The organism is Mucilaginibacter sp. OAE612, from assembly GCF_041806395.1.
Classification (GTDB): Bacteria; Bacteroidota; Bacteroidia; order Sphingobacteriales; family Sphingobacteriaceae; genus Mucilaginibacter; species Mucilaginibacter rubeus.
The window spans coordinates 1,394,503-1,415,865 of sequence record NZ_JBGMUW010000001.1; the positions used below are offsets into that span (position 1 = coordinate 1,394,503).

Consider the following 21,363-nt stretch of genomic DNA (forward strand, 5'->3'; position numbering starts at 1 on the left):
AGTTGCAGATCAGACTATCGGTGGAGGTACATTGTTGAATAATTCTGCTATCTCTTCAACAGATGATGCAACCGCCCATGCAGCCATTCCTTTTTTCCAAATCATGCTTTCCCTGCTTAAGGTTCTGCTGGCGATCATAGCATTAATCTCATCGATAGTGTGCGGCCCGTCTGATTTTCCGTCCTTCACAATATGATATTGGATGCCTGGCTGGGGCGGCGGAGGCGGTACGTCACCACCGGTATTATTAGGAGTAACCTGATTTTGCTGAAAGATATTGCCAACCTGGCCCATCATCGCAGCGCCAACCCCCAAACCCATACCGGCAGCTCCTAAGTTACCACCAATAGTATTTTCGGCAGATTTTTCAATAGCATTGGCAGCCTGGAATTGTGCATAAGCGCCGAGATTACCCAATATGCCCATTTCGCTGCGTTTATCCAGCACCTGCTCAACTTCGGGTGGCAGGGAGATATTTTCGACTAATAGTTTGGTTAGGTTTAAACCAAGCTCAGCGAAATCGGGCTGGATAGATTCTGTTATGAATTTGCCCATTTCGTTGTAGTTGGCTGCCAGATCAAGCACGTTTATCTTTGATTCGGCTACGGCATCCATCCCCCGCGAAACAACGGTGTTCCGCAACTGCTCATTGATATCTTCAATGATAAAATCGGGATTAGTGGCGGCGATTTCCTTAATAAATACTTTAGGATCCTGAACCTTAAAGTTAAACGAACCAAATGCCCTCAGCCGTACCGGCCCAAATTCAGCATCGCGGATCATTACCGGGTTTTTGGTACCCCATTTTTGGTTGGTGAACTGACGCAGGCTTACGAAGAATATATCAACTTTAAACGGGCTTTCAAAGCCATATTTCCAGCTCATTAGGGTGGTTAACAAAGGCATGTTCTGCGTTTGCAACTCATAAGTACCGGGAGTAAATACATCGGCGATGCGTCCCTCGTTCATGAAAACAGCTGCCTGCGATTCGCGAACAATAAGTTTTGCACCCATCTTTATGGCATTATCATGGCGCGGAAATTTCCATACAAGCGTATTCTGGGTGGTATCAACCCACTCTATTACATCTATAAATTCGTTACGAAGGATATTGAACAGGCCCATATTTTTGGATGTCAGGTTTAAATAATGATTAAATATGTGAAAAAAACAAATAGGTGAATGCGCCCACTGTTAATTATTTTATGCTTTTAAATCTGCATAAAACAAAAAACCGGACACTAATCAATTGACTAATGCCCGGCTCAAATGTTACAAATCAACTAAATTATGGTACTACTTTATCAAGAGGCGGGATATTGGTTTCTGAACCTGCGTATCCTTTGCTCTGGTTAATATGACCATTTACATTCAGGTCGATCTCGCTTTGCGGGACAGGCCATAAAACATGGTATGGCGAAATAGTATAGTGATTACCCGAATTGGTTACAACATTAGGGTTTTTATAGAAGTCGTTCTTCTCCATGATCCTGTCGTAAAAGAAGTTGCTTGTTGAAAAATTAGCTACGTTGTAGCTTTTTCCATTATAAGCGGCAATTCCTGTTTGCGCAAAGATGAAAGCGATACGGGTAAGCTCAGTTTTACGTGGCTCCTCCCAATACAGTTCTCTCTGGCGTTCGTCAAGTATAGTGCCGATATTAACTTTGCCTGGATCTGTTAACAACTGTGCATTTGCACGTGCCCTTACTTTGTTGATATCATCCATAGCAAGTGCGGTTTGGCCTTTCCATACGTAGGCTTCGGCACGTAACAGATAGGTTTCGGCTAAGCGGAAAACATACCAGTCGGTGTTGGTACCACGCGGCGGGCTCCACCATTTATCAAGCGCGATAGGGCCCGAGCCAATAAACACTTTGTAATGCGGCCAGCCAAACCAGGCACGGATGGTATCTTTTGCACCATTCAGGAAGCGTTGCTTAACGTTAGCATCGGTATATTGCTCAAGATGCTTGCCATACCATGCCGGATCGGAGGTTTTAATGGCCGGGCTATTGTAAACCAGATCAGTCATGTTCATCCAGTTTCCGGGAGCGTGCCTTAAGTCGGTATTATCTGTCCAGATGTATTTGGTAGCATAAGGCGTACCGCGTAAACGACCAATACCACGGCCATACCATAAAGTAAGCGGGAATTCTTCGGTTACTTTATCTGAAATGCCCGGTTTCAGCGCTCCGGGGGTAAGTATAGTACCGTTATGCCACATCGGCACACAGTTCCTCATCACCTGTGATCCGTTTGGCGTAGCGCCGTCAAGTGTTTCGCGGTCAAGTACTACATATAAAGCCTCGGCATTTGTTCCTAAAGCCTTGTTTTCGGGTCGGTGAAGGTCCCAGATGATGTTTTTTGAAGCATCGCCCGCAACTATGCCGAAACGATTGGTCATGAGGTGATACGGGCCGTTGATGGCAACGTTGGCGGCTGCAATGGCATCATCAAATAAACCAAGTGCCAGATCAACTTTAGCTAAAAGGTGGGCAGCGCCGCCTTTGGAGATATCGCCTTTAGCGTTCGCATCGGTAAGATTAGCTACGGCGAACTCCAGGTCTGTTTTCATTTGCTTGAGAATAACGATACGCTGCGTACTGAAGTAGCCGGTGTTTACCGCAGTTTCTTCTTTTAGCAGCAATGGCACATCGCCAAACTCATGCACTAAACGATAGTAGCGGTAAGCCCGGTGAAATAAAGCTGTCGCTTTTACCAGGTTTTTATCGGCGTCTGAAGGCCATTTAATGTTATCCAGCCTCGATAAAATAACGTTACAGTCATGGATGCCCTGGTACCATGCGCTCCAGTAGCGACCTATCTTGTTATAGTCGTCACTGTTTAGGTTGGCGGTAGGGGTGATACGCGCGTTCAGATCCTGTGCGGGTGTGGTTTTATCGGTAGTACCCTCAACCGCGGCATCGGTAAATATCGATTCGGTAAGCAACGGGGCCGAGTCGCCAAAGTATTCAAATCTGACGCTTACATTTAATGTAGCCAAAGCTGCTTTAAATGCAGCAGGTGAGGTATAAGTTACGTCGGGTGTAAATTTTGAAGGTGCCTGCGGATACAGATCGGCCCGCTTGGTACAACCCCCGGTTATAAATATGGTTGCCGCTGCTAAAGCCGCAGCCATGATGTTTTTGTTTATCTTGTTCATGTATTAAATCCCTCCTTTAAAAAACTACGTTAAACCCGGCTGATAAATATCTTGGAGTAGGACCGCCGTTTTGCGGATCCCAAAGCGGCCAGCTTGAAAACACAGCTGCATTGCTTGCATTCACAAATAATTTGGCGCTTGATATGCCCAGGCGTTTGATGAGCTGCGGACTGAAAGTGTAGCCGATAGAAGCGGTTTGCAGCCTTACAAACGAAGCTTTACGCCAAACATTAATGGTTGTGCCTGATGAACCTGAGTTTAAGCGGGCGTAATCGTCAATCTCGTTATCAGGTGTCCAGTAAGGCAATACGTATGAGTTCATACGCGCAAAGCCTACGCTGCCCGGGTTGTTTAAAGCCTGGTTGTATTGCCTTAACTGACCAATGCTTGATACCAGCAGGAACGATACATCGAAATGTTTAAGGAAATTGAAATCATTGCGTAAAGACCAGCTAAAGCGTGGATTGGTTGAACCCAGAAATTGCTTATCATCATTGGTGAATTTAAAATCGCCGTTTACATCCTGCAGTTTAAAATCACCGGGTTTAGCGCCGTATTTAGCTGCTTCAGTAGCATCTGCGGTTTTCCAAACACCCAGGATCCTGTAATCCCAAACAACGTTGATATCGTGACCAATGAACCAGCCGTTGCCGATATCGTCTTTTTCAACATTGGTGGTAACGCCGTTGGCATCAGTAACCGGGAATGCACCATACAGGTGAACAATTTTGTTGCGGTTTAAGAAAAACGTTCCACTGGCATTCCAGTTAAAGTTTTCGCTTTTAATGATCTTGCCATCCAATGAAATTTCAAACCCCTTGTTGTTAACCTGGCCGATGTTGGTGTATGGGTTGGAGTTGTTAGCCCCACCAACTAAATCGCCCGATGAGTTGTAGCCCTGAACATCAAGAATACTACGTTTAACCAGCAGGTCGGTAGTTTTACGGTCGTAAACATCTATCGAGCCGCTTAACCTGTTGTGTAATATGGTGAAATCCAGACCGATGTTAGGCCCTACGGTACGTTCCCATTTTAAAGCCGCATTTTGTAAAGTACTTACATAAATACCGCTGTTATTGGTAACTGTACCAGAGTTGTTTGCTGTAGGGTATTTGATACCGCCCAATACAGCTAATGAGATGGATGGATCGGCAGTGGTTGTATTGGTACGGTTACCGTTGGCGCCGTAGCTGAAACGTAATTTACCATAGTCAAGCCATTTAAAAGCGTCGCCTTTCATGAAGCTTTCATCGCTGAATACCCAGGCAATTGCTCCAGAAGGGTATACCTCGCGTGGGTGCTGCAAGCCAAATGCAGAGAAACCGTCGCGGCGTACAGTGGCGGTAACAATGTACCTGCCTAATAAGGTATAGTTGATCCTGCCCATGATGGCATCGGCGTTATAAATTCGGTCATCGCTGCTTTCAACAGGCAAATTACCGGCGCCTATGTTGTGGTAACCCAAAATATCGGTTGGGGTTAACTGTGTGTTTGAAGCATTGGTATACCACGTTTGATACTTTTCTTTGTTAAGCAGGAAGGTTGCATCAAAGCTATGGATGCCAAAAGTTTTGTTCCAGCTTAAAATGTTATCAAGGTTGTACCTGTAACGGTTTTCTTGTGTACGGATAGCGGTACCACCCGAAAGTTCGTTAGGGTTAGCTACGGGGCGGAAGAAAAAGTTCCGATACGATTCGATGGTTGGCGCATAATTCACCGTATACTTAATGCCGAAAGGGAGATCCAAACGGGCAAAAAGTACCGAGAACAGCGTGTTTTGAACCGCTACGTTTTGATTATAGCGGTTCCCGAGGAATGGGTTACGCTGGTTCAAACCGCTGTCATCGGTATCGATACGGCGTAATGAGCCATCGGCATTGTACACATCTCCATAAGGAGATGAGTTAATGATCTGCGTCCAGTCGGCTTCGGTAGCGTCAATACCCTGGCCACTCAGCGGGGTGCTGGCTGCACCTTCATCGCGGCTTGCAAATTGCGCATTTACACCAAGGGTTAAAAACTTAGCTGCCTTACCTTCCAGGTTTACGCGGAAACGGCCGTCGGTATACTGTCCGCCCTGGATCAGGTTCTGGTTTTTAGTGTAGTTGCCCGATACATAATATTTAACGGTTTCTGAACTTCCCGAAAAGCTGCCTGTATAATCCTGACGGAAGCCATTGCGGAAAATCAGTTTTGACCAGTCGGTCATTTTACCGGCCTGGTAGTTGGCAATCTCGTTAGGGAATAAGCCCAAACGCTGCAGCCAGATGGTGGTAGGATCGCCTGTAGCACCGTTTAGGAACTGGTCAAGCGTTACACCCTCAGGCAGTTTGTTGGGGTTGCTGTAATAATAATAAGGATTTGAAGTATTAGAACTACGGGCTCCGTCGGCACGCCAGTTAAGGAAGCCATCGCCTGTATAGTATTTTTGATTTTGCAATAGTTGAGCAATACCGAAATTGGCATTCAGAGTGATTTGAGTACCACCCTTTTTACCTTTTTTGGTAGTAATGGCTACAACACCACCGGCAGATTGTGCACCGTATACGGCAAGTGCGCTTGGATCTCGTAACACATCGACACGGTCGATATCGTTAGGGTTGATATCAGCCAGCTGACCCGGATAAATAACCCCATCCAATACGATAACAGGTTGTACGTTGCCCGAAAGGGAGGCTTTACCCCTGATCTGCAAATCGCCGGTACCGCCGCCTTTGGCCGAGGTATTCAAGGCAACCGATATACCCGGGATATTGCCCCTGATAATATCCGTAGCACTGGCCGGGTGTTCATTTTCTAATTTCTCGGCCTTAACACTGCTGATGGCACCGGTAACATCTTTAACGGCACGTGTGCCGTAACCTATTACTACAACTTCTTCCAGCTGTTTGTTGGCATCGGCCAGTGTTACATCAATTGTTGTGCGTCCATTAACCGGCTGCTCTTGTGTGGCCGAACCCACAAAGCTGAAAACAAGTGTAGCGTTGCCGTTGGCTGTGATAGAATAGCTGCCTTTTAAATCCGTAACGGTTACCGCACCTGTTGACTTGTTTTTTACAGTGGCGCCAGGTATTGGCAGACCCTGGTTGTCTTTAACAATACCTTTCACGGTAATGTCCTGTGCGAACGTGCGTGTTAGTATTGTAATAAGTAAAACAAAAATTAGCGTAATTTTTTTCTTCATAATTAATTGCTGTTTAATTGGTTAAGCAGCCCGTGGCTGCCGGAATGGGCTATAGGCAAACCTGGTTTACACAATAGCGGTGCAGGTAAATACTGCCGCGCGATCTTACTTCATATAATCGATTTGTTGGTTAAGCGTATTACTAACTGGTAATTGGTGGGGTAAATTTAACGTGGAATAAATCAATAATGCAATAGGTTTATTGTATGTAAGTTATTGATTTTAAGATGTTTAAATATATTTTGATACGTTTTGATAACGAAAAACTCAAACGTTGAAGTTGCGTATTTACAGCAGGTTACACCTCGTTGTTTTTTTCGGGTGATACGCTTGGTGAACAAGAAAAAAAAGTGAAAATATTTTAAAAAATGACAATTGAGGGGATTGGAGAGTGGTTAAAACCTGCCCTATTGCAACAGAAATAAGGTTGGGGGATGGAAACAGGAGGGGCGCGTCCTGTTAGAGGAGAAAATCGCTATTGAAAAGCCAATACGTTCCTTACCAATGAATTAATCAAAGGAATTATTGATAATACAAAGGGGCTGTTCCCTCAGGGGCTCTCGCAGATTTAAGTTAACCCACAAAATCAATAGTCAAATTGGGTAAAGTGCGTGAGTTGAGCCCCTCTGGGGCTCGGGTAGGGGATAGGACGTTTTTTTCTACAAACCTTTTCCCCCTCTGGGGGACTTTTATAATTTAACAAACAGGTATTAATTGCCAAGGACAAGTGCACCAGAGGTGCAAAAGGTTTGTAGCATGTGAGATTATTGAAATACCCCTTGCCCCAGAGGGGCAAAACAATACACCTTGCTGATTAAACGACAAATCAATTTTATGGAATAGCTTGGATCCGCGAGGGTTTCGGAGGCATCGACTTACTTAGACTATATACAAACAGCGAAAAATGTCAACGAATAACACTCCCCAAATGCTACAAAGAACAAATGTTACTTCTCACATCACCAGCACCGTCCATCCCTGCTGATCATTCTTTTTCCTTGATTTTTTCTTTTCCTGCAATACTTTCTTTATACGGATGGCGTAAGTCCAGCAGGTGCTTTGGCGGATATCGAGCTTTTCGGAAAGCTGGTGCGATGATATCGTGCCGTTAGTACTGTAAATAAGATAGGTGAGATAAAAAGCCTTATTGATAGGAATGCGGCTGTTTTGAAATATGGTATTATGCAGGGCCGATTCTTCATAACTGCATTTGGTACACCGGCGGCTGTGCGGCAACCTGCCGGCACAATACGTTGTATTCGAGCAGCGGGTGCAAATAAAGCCATCTTTCCATTTTAAAGCCGACAGGAATTTAAAACAGGTTTCCTGGTCGGGATACTTAGCGCTGAATTCTTCATAGCCCAACTCTGTAGATAACGCGCGTGATTCGGTAACCTTTTCAATGTTTGTTTTGAGCTGAACATTATCTTTTTCAAGTAAAATATTCATTCTTAATATTTCACCGGCCTGCTTTTCCAACTGCTCGTTGGCCCGTAACAATTCTTTGTTTTGGTTTTCGATGATCTGGCTTTGTTGCCTCACCTCGTTTGATTTTTCAACCAGTTCGTGTGTGCGGATTTCAACCTGGCGCTCCAATTCCTCATTTATTGAATCCTTCAACTGGCTGTTCAATTGCATTTGCCGTATGGTTTCTTCATGGGCTGCATCCTTCTCTTTCCGCAGGATCCTTACCTGGTCGCCAATGGCAAATGATAACAGTATCATCTCAATAATAAAACAAAAACTAAGGCTATAGTAGCTTATAGGTGCGGGTAAAAAGTAAGCGTAACCAAGGGCGGTAAACGCTTTAACTATAAAGCCCACAAACAAAATTGAGTAGGCCAGCACAAAAAAGCGGGCCGGCTTGTAGCCGTTTTTATAGATATACACACCGGTAGCAAAAGCCAGCGATAGCGGGATCACTTCAACAAACTTATATACAAACAGCGAATTGTTGAAGATAAGGCAATACAGAAAATAGGTGGTGCGCAGCAATATCACACAATTGATTAGCCTGTTAAACTGCGGAGCTTTTATTTTAACCTGCAATAGCTCCTTGCTGAATATCAGGGCGCAAATACTGGTAAAATATAGGGCAGTGCCGTTCCCGTAATTATTTAAAGCCGGAACTCCCGGCCATAAATATTGGAACGCGATGCCATCGGCACTCATTTCGTAAAGGCCTACGCTTAAAATGTAAAATACGTAGTACAGGTATTGTTTCTTTTTAACTGCCAGAAACATAAGCAGGTTATGGAAACAAAAAATAAGGATCATACCATAAAACAGGCCGTAGGTTAAGTATTCATTAAGCGCATAATGGATAAAGTAATTAATGGTACGGTAAACTATAATAACATTTACCGCATTGTGCGATTTGATCCTGAAATAATAAGTATGATAACCAGGTTTGGTATCCCCGATCAGAAATTCAAAGTTTTTATGATGAAAAAGCCTGCTGTTGAAATTAAGGTTAGCGCCCGATTCACTTTTGATATAGTTGCCTGCCGCATCAGGCATATACGCCGTTACCTCATCAGTTGTTTGATCAAATAGCTCAATGATACTGTTGTTTACAGGTTCGCTGAAGTACATACGCACGCGGAACCAATAGGTGGAGTTTTTATGGTGATTGCTGGGGTAGTATGAGCTGTTTTCGGTAAAAGAGGAGCTCATTTCCTGGATCTCCCGGAAAGTTAGCTTGCCGGTGCTATCCTGCAGGTATTTTACCTCGTTAAGGGTAAATTTATGTTGCTGAACACTTTCATCAACCCGAAGTATATTTTGAGCACGGGAAGTAAGTGCCCACAGGCATACATAAAAAATAAATAAGTACTTAGTCAATGCAGGTAAATGTTTAATCAAATGTTTTTAATAAGTAGTATGGCCTGCAATCATTTTAAATGCATAATTACTGCATTCCCCCATTTTTTGGGATAACGGTCATACATAATAATGTTTATTAAGAACAGGTTTATAATCTCCCAAATATAATTAATTGTTAATTATTTTGTCTGTGGTATGTGAGCTATTTTCCCTGTATGTTTTGATAAGCTTTTGTTGTGTTGGTATTCCTGTCGTATCTAAACAGGATAAAATCTGCGAATGAAAGGCTGTTACATTTTAATATCTTTGGAGGTAACCAGTTATTGTTTACCCGGCTAATGTTTCAGCGATTAAAGGTTTTTTTGCTTATTTCTTTTTTATGTTACTCATTAACAGCGTCAGCAAAAGGCCCGGGTTTTCCGGTTAGATATTTAGGCATTGAAGATGGCCTTTCAAACAATGCGGTAACCTGTATTACACAGGATAAATATGGCTTTATGTGGATGGGAACTTATGACGGGCTCAACAGGTATGACGGTTACACATTTAAAGTCTTCCGGAACATCTGGGGAGATAAAAACTCGCTCGTCAATAATCACATTAAATCCATTAACGCCAGCGGCGGACGAATATATGTAGGAACCGAAAAAGGACTCATGTATTTTGATTATGCCGACTCGCGCTTTCATGCGCTTTATTGTTATAATGAAAAGCATGAGCCAATTAAAATTGGGTTTAATATCAATGAGATAGTCTCCGATCGGTCGGGTAATATTTTCGCTACCAATGGTACATACGGCTTCCTAAAATTTGGGAAAACAGATACCATTGGCAAAGAGATCCTGTATGATGTCAAAAAACAACAGTTTAATACCATTGCTGCCCAGATGGATACGCAGGGCACTATCTGGATTCTGGTAAACGGGGTTGGGCTTGGCAGATACGATGCACCGGCTGAAAAGATAAAAATTGTATCACCAGAACTGGCATATGCAGGTTGTATGACCATTGATGGAAAAGGTAAAATTATTGCAGGCGCAGGTAATGAATTATGGATATATGATCCTGTCACCTTGAAAACTACGAGACTGGAGAACGGGCTTAACAAAGTGACCAACAACAATATTTTTAGCCTCACCACAACAAGAAACGGCGATATCTGGATTGCAACCAATGGGGGAGGGATTAAAGTTTGGAACCCGGAGACCAATACGCTCATCTATATCAATGCAGGCGAAACACCTAATAGCTTACGGAGCGATGCTGTTGATGCTGTTTATGAGGATGATGAATCCCGGATCTGGATAGCAACCTTACGGGGTGGCGTGAACATTATTGACCGCAAACCGGCCTCTTTTCATGTGTTCGCGCATGATGCTTTTAATAAAAATAGTGTTATCAATAATTTTATCCTGTCGTTTTGCGAAGATAAGCAGCATAATGTATGGATTGGCACTGACGGCGGCGGGTTAAATTACTGGAACACTAAAACAAATACGTTTACTGCCTATGTACACCAAAATATTCCGGGATCTATCAGCAGTAATTTTGTTGTAAGTATTTTAAACGACTATACCAATAAGATTTGGGTGGCAACCTTTAATGGTGGCATTGATGCGTTTGATAATGCAACCGGCCGGTTTAAACATTATAGCTGTTATAACCCGGTGGATAAAAAAGAAGAACGGAATTTTTGGAAGCTTTATGAAGATTCGCAGCACCGTTTGTGGGCAGGCAGTACCTGGGGAGGGGCATTGTTTTTGTACAACCGGGCCAAAGATCAGTTTGAACTTTTTGATAACAGCCTGGTAAACCTCCACGCGCTTTTTGAAGATCATAGAGGTAATTTGTGGGCGGGAAATTATAGTCGCCTCATCAAAATTGATGTTCAGCATAAAAAACACCAGGTTTATTTTATCGGCCAGGCCATCAGGGCTATTACCGAAGATAATAAACGCAATTTATGGATTGGTACCGAAGGCGGAGGGCTGCTTCAATATAATACCAACACCCATCAGTATAAAAGATACACCGAATCGGCAGGGTTACCGAGCAATACTGTACTGAATATATTGGTTGATAACAGCGGCAATTTATGGTGCAGTACTTATAATGGCCTTTCCTGTTTTAATGTAATCACAAAAAAGATCACCAATTACAATGCATCTGATGGTTTGCAAAGCAACCAGTTTAATTACAACGCGGCCTTAAAGCTGGCATCGGGCAAAATGTTGTTCGGCGGCATCAAAGGGTTTAATTTGTTTTCGCCCGATAGTATCGCTCCTTATGCACACCAGCCCCGGCTCATGCTTTCTGATTTTAAAATAAACAACGTTTCAATTGAGCTCGATAGTGTATATGGCCCAAAACTGCCGTTAAATGAATTAAAAAATATAACCATCCCGTTTAGCCAGGCAACGCTGAACATCAGTTATACAGCGCTTGAATATTCATTTCCCGAAAAGATCTCCTATGCCTATTACCTTGAAGGCTGGGACCATGGCTGGAACTATGTAGGCAAGCTAAAGTCGGCCTACTTTTCGCGTCTCAATGAAGGCTCCTATACACTGAAAATCAGGGCTACCAATACGGAAGGACAGTGGACAGCGCCACCCATTACCATTAAAATTATTGTTTTGCCACCTTGGTATCGTACCTGGTGGGCCTATATAGTTTACCTGTCATTAATAGTTGCTATAGGCTACGCGTTTTACAGGTACAGATTAAACCAGGCCAGGCTCAGGTTTAAGGTAAAGCTGGCCAACCTGCAGGTGGAGAAAGAAAAGGAGCTCAACGAAAAGAAACTGACTTTCTTTACCAATGTATCGCATGAGTTCAGAACGCCGTTAACGCTTATTATTAACCCTATAAAGGACCTTCTTAATCAAAGTAAAGGAAATGCAGAAGAGCTGAGCACAATTTACCGCAATGCGCGCCGACTGCTTGGTTTGGTTGATCATTTGCTGCTTTTCAGGAAAACCGAAAGCGAAAATGCTTCGCTGAAAGTAAGCAGGTTAAATTTTGTGACTTTATGTAACGAGGTTTATTCGTGCTTTATTCAGCAAGCCAAAATTAAACATCTTCGTTATACCCTCGAGGGCGGCTCAGATGCCATTGAGGTGTACTGCGACCTGGAAAAGATAGAAATAGCTTTGTTTAACCTCATCTCAAACGCTATAAAATTTACTCCCGACCGTGGTACTATCCATGTTGTAATTGAACAGGACGATACTTATGTATATTTTAAAGTAATCGATAATGGCATAGGCATAAATACCGAGGCCGGCGACAGGCTGTTTGATAAATTTTACCAGGCAAAGGATAAAAACTATTTCCGTAAGGGTTTTGGCATAGGTTTATACCTGGTTAAGGTTTTTATTGAAAGCCATAAAGGTAATATTAGCTACTCCAACAATCCTGATGGGGGGACAACCTTTGTCCTGGCGCTGCCAAAGGGTAAAGCGCATTTTTCGGGAGAGGTTATTGTCGATGATGTTGTGCCGGATTACACGTATGTAAATGAGCTTATTAGCGAAGATAACAAAGATATTGTGCCGGAAGACGAGGATTTGGCGAGATTGGAGCTCTTCAGTTCGGCCAGGCATACGCTTACGGTGATTGATGATAACGACCAGATCCGTTCATACATCAAAAAGATTTTTACGCCGGGCTATAACGTAATCGAGGCGCAGGACGGTACCACAGGCCTTGAACTTATCAAGAAGCATATCCCCGATGTAATTATAAGCGATATCGTGATGGATGGTATCAGCGGGCTTGAACTGTGCCGGATTGTTAAAGAAGACCAGGCCATAAGCCATATCCCTGTTATCCTTTTAACCGGCGATACAACGCCGGATATAATGCTTAAGAGTATAGAGGAAGGGGCCATTGATTTTTTGCGCAAGCCTTTTGATAAAGAATTACTCATAGCGCGCGTAAAAAGTGTGCTACGCAATAAAACCGAGCTTCAGAATTACTTTTATAAGGAGGTTACCAAGAAAAGCACCGGTCGCAGTATCTCACAGGAAAATAAGGACTTTCTGAATAATTGTATTTCGGTAATTGAGCATTATTTTACCGACGATAAGTTTGATGTATATGTGCTGGCCAAAGAGATTGGTATCAGCTATGCAACCTTATTTAAACGTCTTAAAAACATCACGGGGCAATCGGTCAATAACTTTATCCGGTTTGTGCGCCTGCGCAAAGCTGCCGAATTACTCATTCAAACCAATTGTAATGTTAATGAAGCTGCATTCCAGGTTGGCTTTAGCGATGTGAAATACTTTCGCGAACAATTCTTCAAACAATACGGGATCAATCCGTCTGATTTTATCAAAAAACACCGCGCAAATTTTCAAATTTCGTATCGTATGAACGAGTTTGAAAAAAACTCTTCCAAATAAGACCCTGCCTTACCGGGATAGTACGTTGTCGCCGGAAAAGCTTTCCGGAAAAATAAAAGTGAATTTGACACTTATTTTATTGCTTATTCTACAAAAACTATCAAAAAGAGGGTTTTTTATATATTTTGACCCCGGTAATTTATAGTTTTACCCCTCTCTCGCAAAGCCAAATTCCGCTTATTTCGTTTTAACCGACAGGCAATAATCAGTACCAATATTTTATTGCCGGCAATTCATAAACTAAAAATTAATGCAATGAAAATTTCAAAAATGCGCAACCGGGCAGCTAATGCCGCGGTGTTAAACCGGCCCGGATAGGCTCAGTTACCGCCCAAAATTCCAAATTAAATGAACCCTTATAAACCAAATTAAATTATGAAATATAGATTTACTCTCTTAAAAAGTTTTTCCGTATTGCTTTTAATGATGATGCTCACAGGCATTGCTCAACTGGCAAGCGCGCAAACAAAAATTAATGTAAAAGGTGTTGTAAAAGATGCTACCGGCAATGTGTTGCCCGGTGCAACTGTAAACATCCAGGGCACAACCCAATCAACCACAACCGATGTTAATGGCACTTTTAAAATAGAAGTTGCGGAAGGCTCAACGTTAAAGATCTCTTTTGTGAGCATGGTAGCCAAATTCATTGCGGTTACAAAAAATACCACCACATTAAATATCGTACTTGAAGATAGTAACAAGCAGCTTAATGAGGTTGTAGTGGTTGGTTACGGTACGCAAAAACGATCGGACGTTACCGGCTCGGTTACAACGGTACCCAAGTCCCGCTTATCACAATTGCCGGTAACTAACGTATTGCAGGCCGTAGAAGGTGCCGTTGCCGGGGTAACTGTAACCACCACATCATCAATTCCTGGTCGCCAGCCTTCAGTCACGGTGAGAGGTCAAAATTCCATATCGGCAGCTTCGGGGCCTTTTGTGGTAGTTGATGGTATCCCGCTTACAAAAAGTGGGGGATCACTTAATGATATTAACCCCAACGATATTGCGTCAATGGAAATCCTTAAAGATGCTTCCGCAGTTGCTATTTATGGTGCTAACGGCTCGCAAGGCGTTATCCTGATCACTACAAAACGTGGTACTACTGGTAAACCTGTAATTCGTTACAACGGATATGCCGGTTATGAAAATCTTGGGCATATCCTTGAACCACGCGATCCGGCCTCATTTACCCAGAAGTTCCTTGATTATGAATCTCAAAACCACTTAACTCAACAATTCCCGGAGCCGGTGTATAATAACTCAGAAAGGGCTAACTATGCAGCGGGCCGTACTATTGATTGGGTAAAAGAAACTACCCAGCAAGGCTTTATGCAAGATCATAACCTGAGTGTAACAGGCGGTACCCCCGATGTTAAATACTTTTTATCAGGCGATTATCTGAAACAAAAAGGTGTGATAAAAGGCTATCAGTATAACCGTGCAAGCGTACGTTCAAACTTGGATGTAAACGTAACCAGCTACCTGAGCGTGGGCGCAAATTTGTATTTCGCTAATAATAACTATGATGGCGGCAGGGCAAACTTACTGAACGCTACAGCCATGAGTCCCTATGGCAACGTATATAACGCCGATGGCACTTATACTATTTACCCGATGGCGCCTGAGCAATTATATGTTAATCCATTGCTTGGCTTAACTACAAATCAGATAAACCGCAGTGTAAACATTAGCGGTAATGGCTATGCTGAAGTGAAATTTGGAGGTGTGCTCAAAGGCTTAAAATACCGCTTAAATGCCGGGTATACTTACCTGCCTACCCGTGTAGACGGCTATAGCGGCCGTTTGGCTAATACACCTTTAGGTTCGGCAACCGCGGTAAGTTCCGAAACAAATAGCTACACACTTGATAACCTGTTGCTTTATACCCGCGATTTTGGTAAGCACCGGATCGATTTTACAGGCTTATACAGCGCGCAGCAGCGTAAATATTTCATTTCGGGAATAGCCGGCACTGGTTATATAAACGACGAACTGTCATTTAACCAGATTGGTATTGGCGCAACAGTATCAGGCGCAAGTGTAAATGGCTTTTCAGGGAGTTATTCAGATAGGTATGCGCTTAATTCGCAAATGGCCAGGTTGAATTATTCATATGACAGCAGGTACCTGGTAACCCTGACCGTAAGGCGTGACGGTTCATCAGTATTTGGTGCCAATACTTCCAAATATGGCTGGTTCCCGGTTGCAGCTCTTGGTTGGAATGTAAGTAACGAAGATTTTCTCAAAAACTCCAAACTGATCAATAACTTAAAACTTAGGGCATCATACGGTAAAACCGGTAACGAGGCGGTAAGTGTTTACAGAACCATTACATCGGATGGTACGGTAAGGTTTCCTTTTAATGGGGTAAGTACCGTAGGTATACAGGCAAACAATCTTGGTAACGGAAACCTGCACTGGGAAAGCACTAACCAGGCTAATATCGCGGCCGACTTTTCTGTGTTGAATAGGAGAATCAGTGGTACCGTGGAATATTATGATTCAAGAACAACCGGACTATTGTTAAACCGCGCCCTACCAACCATTACCGGTTACAACCAGGTTGTTGATAACATAGGTAAGGTAGCAAATAAAGGTATTGAGGTAACATTAAATACCCGCAATATTGATGGCAAAGATTTTAGATGGGAAAGTACTATTGTGTTTGCAGCAAATAAAAATAAAATTGTTGCCCTTTATGGCGATGGGAAAGATGACATAGGTAACAAATGGTTTATAGGCAAGCCTATCAATGTGATATATGATTACAAAATGACGGGTGTTTGGCAAACAGGCGAAGATCCTTCCAAGCAGGATCCCGTTGCTAAGCCGGGGGATTTGAAATTTGCCGATATTAACGGTGATGGTAAAATTACTGCCGATGGGGACAGGGTAATATTGGGACAGCAGGACCCTAAGTGGACCGGCGGTTTAACCAACACATTTCATTATAAGAATTTTAACCTGAGCATCTTTGTACAAACGGCACAGGGTATGTTAAAAAATAACGCCGATTTAAATTATGCCGATGAATCGGGCAGAAGAAATACACCTGCCGCGGTTGGCTACTGGACACCAACCAATAACAGTAACGAGTTTCAGTCATTAACCTATACGAATACACGTGGTTATGGTTATCCGCGGAATGCTAGCTATACACGTATTAAAGATGTGACTTTTAGTTACGTAGTTCCTCAAAGGTTGCTTGATAAAGCAGGCATAAGCGGTTTAACCTTTTATTTAAGCGGTAGAAACCTGAAAACGTTTACAAACTGGATAGGATGGGACCCTGAGGCCAATTACTCAACCCGCGGATCGGGCGATTGGGTAAATAATTATCCACAAACCCGTACAATCATTTTAGGTGCTAATATTTCTTTAAAATAACTAACCCGTAAAAAGACATGAAAAACTATTCAGCAATATTACTCTTTGCAGGTGTGTTAACAGCATTCGCATCTTGCAAAAAATCATATCTCGACGAAAAACCATACTCGTCATATACTCCCCTTACTGTTACCGATTCATTGGGTATGGAGGCATCGGCAATAGGTTTATACAACCTTGAAACCGGTATCCTAACCTATTCAGGTGCGCAAGGCTGGCCAAGTGTTTGGCAGGTAGGTACCGATGTGGCGAACGCTACAGCCCAGCAGCAGGGGATAGAGGTGCCTTATTATAATTATAGTGCGCTGGCACCACAGGATGACGCCGCCAAATATATCTGGGGCAAATATTATGCGATGATCAATAACGCTAATATTATAATTGACAATGCTGAAAATCCATCAAATACAAAATTAGGATCTATAGGAAAAAAACAAGTGGAAGCAGAGGCCAAGTTTTTCAGGGCCTATGCCTACAATAACCTGGTTACCTTATTTGGTAAAGTGCCGCTTACTGATCACGCTTTAACTGTTCCTAAAACAAATTTTACCCGTGCGTCTCTTGATGATTTAAACGCGCTTATTACCAGTGACCTTAACTATGCAGTTACTAACCTGGCCGACCTGAATGCCGGTACCGCGAAAACAAACGCTCAGGGTAAGCCGGTTGGCAGGGCTAACAAATACATGGCAATGCAGTTGTTAGCCGAAGCTTATCTGCGTATGGGTAAAAACGACCTTGCTGAGCAGCAAGCTCAAGCCATTATCAATAGTGGTAAATTTAGCCTGATCAAAGCCCGTTATGGCGTAAGGGCAGGTGGCGCCGGCGATTACTATTCAGATATGTTTGTATATGGCAATGAGCGTAGAGCACAGGGAAACACTGAAGCCATCTGGGTACTTGAGCAGGAAAATCCATCTGTTGTAGTTGGTGGTAATGTAGATAATGCCCAGCAACGCCGGGTATGGGGCGCTGCTTATTATGCGGTTCCCGGAATGTTACCTTGTGACTCATTAGGGGGGCGTAGTATTGCCAGGTTAAGGTTAAGCAACTGGGTGCTTTACGGCTTGTACCCTCAAGGCGATCTTCGTAATTCACAATATAGCATTAAAAGACAATACTATTACAATGATCCTAAGTTCCCTGCTTTATTAGGAAAACCTGTACCATTTGCTGGTGCGGATACCTTATTCAGGATTTGCCCGAGTACAACTAAATGGGGCGCGTTTGATCCTAACGATACTTTTGGCTACGCCATGATCAAGGATTTTATCATGATGCGTTTAGGTGAAACTTACCTGCTACTCGCCGAAGCACAGTTTAAACAAGGTAAAACTGCTGATGCAGCGACTTCTATTAACGTGTTAAGGACGCGGGCTAATGCACCACAGGTAACGGCCGCGCAAATGACACTTGATTTTATACTTGATGAACGTGCCAGGGAATTGATCGGCGAGGAAAACCGCCGCCAAACCTTGATGCGTACAGGTACACTGGTTGACCGTGCCACGCGGCTTAATAGTAACGATGCCGTTCACCCAACAACCGGGCTCGCAGCTAAGAATCTGCTGCTACCTATCCCTCTGTCTGAAATTCAATTGAATAAAGATGCGGTGCTGGAGCAAAATCCGGGTTATTAAATTAAAACACAAATAAAAAGTAAGGGCAATATCCATTGCCCTTACTTTTACTTTTTATGAAGCTATACCATTTAAGATCACTTTTTTTTACATGTGTCCTGTTTGGGGGCACTATTGTTGTATCTGCTCAAACCGGCAAAGTAACTACTACCACTATTGGTTTGGGCTGGGCTAATAACTCTGTCAATACAGTTGTTTTTCGCAAAAACTCATTAGTTACTTTTAAGGGTGAACAATACGCCGCTTATTATAACAACGACCAGGCTTTAGTGTTGGCTAAGAGAAAAAGCGGATCTGGTAACTGGCAGGTTGCTGCAACGCAATATAAAGCCGATGCTGCTGATGCCCATAAGGATATCAGTATCATGGTTGATGGTGCCGGTTATTTGCATGTTGCCTGGGGGCACCATAATCAGACTTTAAACTATGCTAAAAGCATTAAGCCCGGAAGCCTAACTTTGTCGGCCCAACAAAGCATGACAGGGGGTGGCGAAAACAAGGTCAGCTATCCCGAATTTTATCGTTTACAAGATGGCGATCTGTTATTTGTTTACCGCGACGGAGGTTCGGGTAACGGAAACCTGGTCATGAACAGGTATAATATAACTACTCAAAAATGGGTTAACATACAGCAAAATCTTATTGACGGTGAGGGTAAACGCAATGCCTACTGGCAAATGTGCATCGATAAAAAAGGGACAATCCATATTTCATGGGTATGGCGCGAAACGCCAGACGTAGCAAGTAATCATGACATGTGCTACGCCCGATCAAACGACGCAGGTTTAACCTGGGAAAAATCGACTGGCGAAAAATATATGCTCCCGATTAATGCTGCTAATGCTGAATACGCATGCCGGATTCCGCAGCACAGCGAGCTCATCAATCAAACATCCATGTTTGCCGATGACGGGGGCAACCCTTTTATCGCAACCTATTGGCGCGATAGCAGTTCAACTGCACCGCAGTATCATATTGTTTTTAAAACCAGCAGTGGTTGGCACTCGGCCAATCTTGGTTTTAGGAAAACGGCATTCAGCCTTGGAGGCACAGGTACCAAACGGATCCCGATATCTCGCCCGCAGATCATTACCTGGAACAATGGCGGGATGCAATCAGCAGCACTAATTTTCAGGGACGCTGAACGCGGTAATAAAGTTTCGGTGGCGATGAATGCCGACCTGAAAACTTCAAACTGGCAGGTTAGTGATTTAACTACCACGCCTGTAGAGGAATGGGAACCGACTTATGATACCGAGCTATGGAAAGATAAAAAGATTCTTAACCTGTTTGTACAACAGGTAGCCCAGGTTGATGGTGAAGGGAAAGCCAGTATACCGCCCACTAACGTACAGGTATTGGAATGGACGCTTTAAAGTTGAAAGTCTGTCGAAAGTCTTTAGACATATTTTAAGAAAAAACGACTTAAGACTTAGAGCTTTCGACTTGAGACTTACAACATGGAACTTGAATCAAAGTATAATAAACAAATAAACATCCCGGATGAAGAAACTCATATTTTACTTTCTATTGATAAGCGCTCCGTTTTGTGCATCCGCCCAAAGCAAAAAGAATATCGCCCAGGTGTCCGACAGGAAATTGTGGTTAAGCTACATGGATAAGGTAGCCCGGCCGGTGATTAGCAACCTTGCTGCCGATCAGCTTAAAGAGAAAATGCCCATGGAATTGTCTGATAGGGTTGATAATAAGGAAAGTCGTGCTAAGGTGGGATACCTGGAAGCTTTTGGTCGTACATTGTGTGGTATAGCACCGTGGTTACAATTAGAAGGTGGTGATCCAGCCGAGGTAAAACTTCGCGAACAATACAGGGCCTGGTCTTTAAAGGCTATTGCAAACGCGGTTAATCCGCAGGCTAAAGACTATATGCAATGGAGCGGTGGCCAGCCATTGGTTGATGCCTCGTTTGTTGCTTTTGCCTTGGTGCGGAGTCCATGGTTATGGGAGCATCTTGATGATGCTACCAAAAAACAAGTGGTTGAAGTAATGAAAACTACCCGGGCAACTGTTCCGGTTTATTCCAACTGGATTTTGTTTTCGGGGATGATAGAGGCATTCTTTTGCAAATATGACCTTGGCTACGATCCGGTAAGGGTTGAATTTGGTATCCGCGAATTTACAGAACATTGGTATGTTGGCGACGGTATGTATTCGGACGGGATGAGCTTTCATCTCGATTATTATAATAGCATCGTGATCCATCCAAACCTGAGTACCATATTGGAAGAGGTTAATGCTAAAAAGAAAACTTATGTGCGTGAGGAACAACGTGAGTTGGCTGTTGGCCAACGTTATGCCGAAGTGCTTGAGCGCCTTATTAATGCTGATGGAAGCTTCCCGGCTATCGGACGGTCGATAGTTTATCGCGGCGGCGCATTTCATCATTTAGCAAATATCGCCTACAAAAAACAACTGCCTGCAAACCTGAAACCGGCACAGGTAAGATGCGCGCTAACAGCTATGATCAAAAAAACGCTTGGCGCACCGCAAACTTTTACTGCCGATGGCTGGCTTAATATGGGTTTATATGGCAAGCAGCCCGGCCTGGCCGATTTTTATATTACAACCGGCAGCCTTTATTTCTGCGCTACTGTTTTTGTACCATTAGGCTTGCCCGAAACCGATCCGTTTTGGACTGATGCGGACGAACCCTGGACCGCAGTTAAAATCTGGAGCGGCCAGGATGCACCTGCCGATCATGCACTTGATATTAGAAAATAATACAACATCTTT

General features: G+C 43.3%; 9 protein-coding genes. 5 read left to right on the top strand and 4 right to left on the bottom strand.

Features of this window, described 5'->3' with window-relative positions:
• Nucleotides 1-9: 9 nt before the first annotated feature.
• The 4 genes from ABID99_RS05865 to ABID99_RS05880 form a co-directional block, all read right to left on the bottom strand.
• On the bottom strand, nt 10-1,125 hold the full coding sequence (locus tag ABID99_RS05865) for an SPFH domain-containing protein (protein ID WP_373613157.1): 1,116 nt from the start codon (nt 1,123-1,125) through the stop codon (nt 10-12).
• A gap of 163 nt (nt 1,126-1,288) precedes the next feature.
• Nucleotides 1,289-3,163, bottom strand: coding sequence for a RagB/SusD family nutrient uptake outer membrane protein (locus ABID99_RS05870; RefSeq protein ID WP_188832793.1), 1,875 nt, complete (start codon nt 3,161-3,163; stop codon nt 1,289-1,291).
• Between the two features lie 16 nt (nt 3,164-3,179).
• Nucleotides 3,180-6,347 carry a SusC/RagA family TonB-linked outer membrane protein gene (locus ABID99_RS05875; protein WP_373613158.1) on the bottom strand — a complete coding sequence of 1,056 codons (3,168 nt, stop codon included), beginning with the start codon at nt 6,345-6,347 and terminating at the stop codon, nt 3,180-3,182.
• A 954-nt stretch (nt 6,348-7,301) separates the two neighbouring features.
• The gene (locus tag ABID99_RS05880) at nt 7,302-9,191 is read right to left on the bottom strand and encodes a 7TM diverse intracellular signaling domain-containing protein (protein WP_373613159.1); all 1,890 of its coding nucleotides are present in this window, start codon (nt 9,189-9,191) and stop codon (nt 7,302-7,304) included.
• 320 nt (nt 9,192-9,511) lie between these two features.
• Between ABID99_RS05880 and ABID99_RS05885 the strand changes: the two genes are divergently transcribed.
• The 5 genes from ABID99_RS05885 to ABID99_RS05905 all read left to right on the top strand — a co-directional run bounded on the left by ABID99_RS05885 (nt 9,512) and on the right by ABID99_RS05905 (nt 21,351).
• On the top strand, nt 9,512-13,582 hold the full coding sequence (locus ABID99_RS05885) for a two-component regulator propeller domain-containing protein (protein WP_373613160.1): 4,071 nt from the start codon (nt 9,512-9,514) through the stop codon (nt 13,580-13,582).
• Between the two features lie 375 nt (nt 13,583-13,957).
• Nucleotides 13,958-16,972 (top strand): SusC/RagA family TonB-linked outer membrane protein, encoded by a 3,015-nt coding sequence (locus tag ABID99_RS05890; protein ID WP_373613161.1) that lies wholly within the window; start codon nt 13,958-13,960, stop codon nt 16,970-16,972.
• Between the two features lie 17 nt (nt 16,973-16,989).
• Entirely contained in the window at nt 16,990-18,612 is a 1,623-nt protein-coding gene (locus ABID99_RS05895) for a RagB/SusD family nutrient uptake outer membrane protein (RefSeq protein WP_373613162.1), read from the top strand.
• Between the two features lie 56 nt (nt 18,613-18,668).
• Nucleotides 18,669-19,988 (top strand): BNR repeat-containing protein, encoded by a 1,320-nt coding sequence (locus ABID99_RS05900; RefSeq protein WP_373613163.1) that lies wholly within the window; start codon nt 18,669-18,671, stop codon nt 19,986-19,988.
• A gap of 127 nt (nt 19,989-20,115) precedes the next feature.
• Nucleotides 20,116-21,351, top strand: coding sequence for a DUF2264 domain-containing protein (locus tag ABID99_RS05905; protein ID WP_373613164.1), 1,236 nt, complete (start codon nt 20,116-20,118; stop codon nt 21,349-21,351).
• Nucleotides 21,352-21,363: the final 12 nt, after the last annotated feature.

Coding starts and splice junctions, on each gene's coding strand:
- ABID99_RS05895 (WP_373613162.1), top strand. CDS start 16,990: ATGAAAAACTATTCAGCAATATTACTCTTTGCAGGTGTGTTAACAGCA.
- ABID99_RS05865 (WP_373613157.1), bottom strand. CDS start 1,125: ATGGGCCTGTTCAATATCCTTCGTAACGAATTTATAGATGTAATAGAG.
- ABID99_RS05875 (WP_373613158.1), bottom strand. CDS start 6,347: ATGAAGAAAAAAATTACGCTAATTTTTGTTTTACTTATTACAATACTA.
- ABID99_RS05890 (WP_373613161.1), top strand. CDS start 13,958: ATGAAATATAGATTTACTCTCTTAAAAAGTTTTTCCGTATTGCTTTTA.
- ABID99_RS05900 (WP_373613163.1), top strand. CDS start 18,669: ATGAAGCTATACCATTTAAGATCACTTTTTTTTACATGTGTCCTGTTT.
- ABID99_RS05885 (WP_373613160.1), top strand. CDS start 9,512: ATGTTTCAGCGATTAAAGGTTTTTTTGCTTATTTCTTTTTTATGTTAC.
- ABID99_RS05905 (WP_373613164.1), top strand. CDS start 20,116: ATGAAGAAACTCATATTTTACTTTCTATTGATAAGCGCTCCGTTTTGT.
- ABID99_RS05870 (WP_188832793.1), bottom strand. CDS start 3,163: ATGAACAAGATAAACAAAAACATCATGGCTGCGGCTTTAGCAGCGGCA.